The 851-nt window shown below is 62.7% G+C and carries 1 protein-coding gene; it reads right to left on the bottom strand.

What is annotated here, in order from left to right:
- Positions 1 to 851: elongation factor Tu (tuf, locus tag DSD28_RS25700; RefSeq protein ID WP_119259272.1), on the bottom strand; the 851-nt coding region annotated here is incomplete at both ends.

Below are 851 nucleotides of genomic sequence, written 5' to 3'. Positions count from 1 at the left end.
ACGCCGTCACGGTTCACACCGCGCAGCAGCGCACCGATGTTGTCGCCGGCCTGGCCCTGGTCGAGCAGCTTGCGGAACATTTCAACGCCCGTGCAGGTCGTCTTCGTCGTCGGACGGATGCCGACGATCTCGATTTCCTCACCGACCTTGACGATGCCGCGCTCGACGCGACCGGTCACAACCGTACCGCGGCCCGAGATCGAGAACACGTCTTCGATCGGCATCAGGAAGGGCTGGTCGATCGGACGTTCCGGGGTCGGGATGTAGTCGTCGACAGCGGCCATCAGGGCGCGGATCGCGTCTTCGCCGATTTCCTTGTTCGAGTCTTCCAGGGCGGCAAGAGCCGAGCCCTTGACGATCGGAATGTCGTCGCCCGGGAATTCGTAGGACGACAGAAGTTCGCGGACTTCCAGCTCGACGAGCTCGAGAAGCTCGGCGTCGTCAACCTGGTCGACCTTGTTGAGGAACACGACGATCGCCGGAACGCCGACCTGACGGGCAAGCAGGATGTGCTCGCGGGTCTGCGGCATCGGGCCGTCGGCAGCCGAGACGACGAGGATCGCGCCGTCCATCTGGGCAGCACCGGTGATCATGTTCTTGACGTAGTCGGCGTGGCCGGGGCAGTCGACGTGCGCGTAGTGACGGTTGGCCGTCTCATACTCGACGTGCGCCGTCGAGATGGTGATGCCGCGGGCCTTTTCTTCCGGAGCAGCGTCGATCTGGTCGTACGCCTTGAACTCGCCGAAGTACTTCGTGATCGCTGCAGTCGTCGACGTCTTGCCATGGTCAACGTGGCCGATCGTGCCGATGTTTACGTGAGGCTTGTTGCGCTCAAACTTACCTTTTGCCAT

Source organism: Shinella zoogloeoides, assembly GCF_003574625.1.
In the GTDB taxonomy this organism is placed as follows: domain Bacteria; phylum Pseudomonadota; class Alphaproteobacteria; order Rhizobiales; family Rhizobiaceae; genus Shinella; species Shinella zoogloeoides_A.
The sequence above is the reverse complement of the archived record's forward strand: the minus strand, read 5'-3'. Positions and strand labels throughout refer to the sequence as shown.